General features: G+C 76.1%; 3 protein-coding genes. 1 reads left to right on the top strand and 2 read right to left on the bottom strand.

From position 1 onward, the window contains the following. Window positions 1-1169: RICIN domain-containing protein (locus tag ABT300_RS42390; protein WP_351688037.1), on the top strand; the 1169-nt coding region annotated here is incomplete at its 5' end. 9 nt (window positions 1170-1178) lie between these two features. Here the strand turns inward: ABT300_RS42390 and ABT300_RS42395 are convergent. Both ABT300_RS42395 and ABT300_RS42400 read right to left on the bottom strand, forming a co-directional pair. Next, window positions 1179-2477 (bottom strand): SLC13 family permease, encoded by a 1299-nt coding sequence (locus ABT300_RS42395; RefSeq protein ID WP_351688042.1) that lies wholly within the window; start codon window positions 2475-2477, stop codon window positions 1179-1181. A 78-nt stretch (window positions 2478-2555) separates the two neighbouring features. Further along, a partial coding sequence (locus tag ABT300_RS42400; RefSeq protein ID WP_351688039.1) for a SpoIIE family protein phosphatase occupies window positions 2556-3521 on the bottom strand: 966 nt, incomplete at its 5' end.

The following is a 3521-nucleotide window of genomic DNA, read 5'->3' on the forward strand; positions in this document are numbered from 1 at the left end:
GGCTGCGGTCCGGCCTGGCCTCCCGGATCGGGGCCCGCTTCGGCGACCTTCCCGCGGCCGCCACCGCGCCGGCCGGCCCCGGGGGCGCATCCGCGCCCGGCTCCGAGCCCGACGCCGACCTGCGCTCCGGCTCGGTGACGGGCGCCGACGTGCGCCGCTGCGCGAGCCGTTCGGCGCAGAAGGCGGCCCGTCGCGCCGCCCGTCGGCGCAACCTCGCCGCCGCCGTGCTGACCGTGAGCGGCCTCGTCGTCCTGCCGCTCATGGTGTGGGCCGTCATCGACTCCGGCGACGGCTCGACCCCGGCCGCCAACAGCGGCGCGACGGAGCCCGACGCCCCGGGCACGGACAGGGCCACCGGCGATCCGTCCTGGGCCGGCGCCGACGCCGCCGCGCAGGGCACCGTGCGCGGCCGTCTGCACAACGTCGCCTCCGGGCTGTGCATCGGCGTCGAGGGGACCAAGCCGGTCAGCGGCGCCGAGGCCCAGCTCGCCGCCTGCACCTCGGCCGTCGGCCAGCAGTGGGCGTACGACCCGAACGGACTGCTGCGCAGCTCCGCGGCCCCCGACCTCTGCCTCGACTCCCGGCTCGGTTACTCGGTGCGGCTCGCGCCGTGCACGGGCGCGGGACAGCCGGACGCCAAGAACGTCCAGTACGACTTCACACTGCAGGGCACGCTCGTCCCGCGCTCCGGCCAGAACCTCGCGCTGGCGCCCGCCGCCACCGACGGCTCGGGCGCGCTCGTCCTGAAGAACCGGGTGGACAGCGCCGCCCAGCGCTGGGTGATCGACACCTCGCGTCCCGACCCGCAGATGGAGTTCGTCAACTGGGGCGTCGACAGCGACCCCACGGGCGACCCGACGCCGTCCGCCGCGCCGAAGGCCGCGAAGCCGGCCCCCGCGCCCGCCCCTGCGGGGTCCGTCGCCCCTGCGGGGTCCGCCGTGCCGACGCCGTCCGCAAGCGCGTCCCCGGGGCCGGGCGGCACGTCCTGCTGGTACGGGAACCCCTGCTCGGGCGGCCGTCCCGGCACGCCCGGCGGCTCCGGCTACGGGGGCTACGGAGGTCCGGGCTATGGGGGATACGGCTACGGCGGCGGTCCGGGCTATGGCGGGTACGGCTACGGGGGTTACGGCGGTTACGGCTACGGGGGCTACGGCGGCGGCCCGCGCTGAACCGGGCGGTCAGGCGCCGATCACCTGAAGCGAGGCCCACAGCGCCACCACGGCCGGGATCAGCGCGGCCGGCACCGTGAGCAGGCCGAGCCGGGTGAACTCGCCGACGTCGACGCGCTCGTCCCGTTCCTGCACCACGCGTCGCCACAGCAGCGTCGCGAGGGAGCCGGCGTAGGTCAGGTTCGGGCCGATGTTGACCCCGAGCAGCACCGCGAGCACCGCCCCGGTCCCCGCCGGGGCGGCGAGGGGCACCAGGACCAGCACCGCGGGCAGGTTGTTGATCAGGTTCGCCAGGACGGCGGCCACCGCGGCGACGGCCAGCAGCGCGAGCAGACCCGAGCCGTCGGGCAGCGCATGCCGCAACGCGTCGGCGAGGCCGTTGTCGACCACCGCGCGCACCACGATCCCGAGCGCCAGCACGAACGCGAGGAAGCCCGGCGCGGCCGCCCGCACCACGGCGACCGGCGTCACGTGGCGTCGTGCCAGCGCGCGCCCGGCCATGACGAGGGCGCCGGCCAGCGCGGCCCAGGCAGGCTCGACCCCGACCGCGGAGGCCACCACGAATCCCGCCAGCGTGCAGGCCACGGTGACCAGCGCGAACAGCGGCAGCTCGGGCTCCGGACCGTCGTCGGCGACGGGCTCGGCGGCGGGCAGGTCGGCGGCGAAGAACCGTCGCATCACCAGGTACTCGGCGCCGATCGCGACCACCCACGGCAGCGCCATCAGGGCGGCGAACCGGGTGAAGCTCAGCCCGCTCGCGGTGAACGCCAGCAGGTTGGTGAGGTTGGACACCGGCAGCAGCAGCGAGGCGGTGTTCGACAGGTGCGCGCAGGCGTAGACGTGCGGCCTGGAGCGCACACCCATCCGGGCGGCGGTGGCGAACACCACCGGCGTGAGCAGCACCACCGTGGCGTCCAGACTGAGCGCAGCCGTGACGGCCGACGCCAGCACGAACACCGCGACCAGCAGGCGCCGGGGCCGGCCGGCCGCCCGGCGGGCCATCCACGCGCCGCACGCGGTGAACAGTCCCTCGACGTCGCACAGGTGCGCCAGCACCAGCACCGCGGCGAGGAAGCCGACGACCGGCCCGAGCCGTTCGGCCTCCGCCAGGGCGTGCTCCGGCGACACCGCGCCGAGGGCGATCACCGCCGCCGCCGCGGGGACGGCGACCAGGGCCTCCGACCGCCCGGCGGGGCGCAGCACCGCCCAGCCGAGAGCGGCGGCGAGCAGGACGACGGACAGACTTTCGGCGAGCGGGGTGTTCAGGGCGGTTCTCCGGGACGAGGCGGGGGGACGCTGCCCGCCCATCGAGGAGGACCGGGAGCCCGTCCATGAAAACATGTTCGGGTGAGGACCCCGCCCGGCCGGGTCGGCGGGAGCGCTTCCTCAGCCGTCCTCGAGGAGCGCCAGCTCCGCCCAGATCGTCTTGCCCTCGGCGGTGTGCCGGCTGCCCCAGCGCTGGGTGAGCTGGGCGACCAGGAGCAGGCCGCGGCCGCCCTCGTCCCAGGTCTTCGCCCGGCGCAGGTGCGGCGCGGTGTGGCTGTGGTCGGAGACCTCGCAGATCAGCGTCGTCGCGTCATGGATGAGCCGCAGGCGGATGGGTCGGGAGCCGTACCGGATCGCGTTGGTGACGAGCTCGCTCACCACGAGTTCGGTGGTGAACGACGCGTCGCTCAGCCCCCAGCGCGCCAACTGCTCGACGGCCTGCTTGCGGATCGGCGCGACCAGCGCGGGATCGGCGGGGATGTCCCAGGTCGCCACCCGGGAGGCGGGCAGGCCGCGGGTGCGCGCGAGCAGCAGGGCCACGTCGTCGGCGACCCCGCCGGGCGGCAGCAGCATGCGCAGGATCCGGTCGCAGGTCTCGTCCAGGGAGCCCGAGGGGTCCGCCAGCGCTTCCCCGAGCAGCCGGTGACCGGCGTCCGCGTCCCGCTCGTGGGACTTCACCAGGCCGTCGGTGTAGAAGGCGAGCACACTGCCTTCGGCCACCTCCAGCTCGGCCGACTCGAACGGCAGCCCGCCCACGCCCAGCGGGGGACCGACGGGCAGCTCGACCGGCCGGGGCGTGCCGTCCGGCCGGAGCAGCACCGGCGGCGGGTGCCCGGCGCGCGCCAGGGTGCAGCGCCGCGACACGGGGTCGTACACCGCGTACAGGCAGGTCGCGCCGACCTCGCCGGGGCTGCCCTCGCCGCCGGCCTCCTCCGACAGCCGGACCACCAGGTCGTCCAGGTGGGTGAGCAGTTCGTCGGGGGCCAGGTCGATGTCGGCGAGGGTGCGCACGGCGGTGCGCAGCCGGCCCATGGTGGCCGAGGCCTGGACGCCGTGTCCGACGACGTCCCCGACGACCATGGCCAC

This window comes from Streptomyces sp. NPDC001027, assembly GCF_040299045.1.
GTDB lineage: Bacteria > Actinomycetota > Actinomycetes > Streptomycetales > Streptomycetaceae > Streptomyces.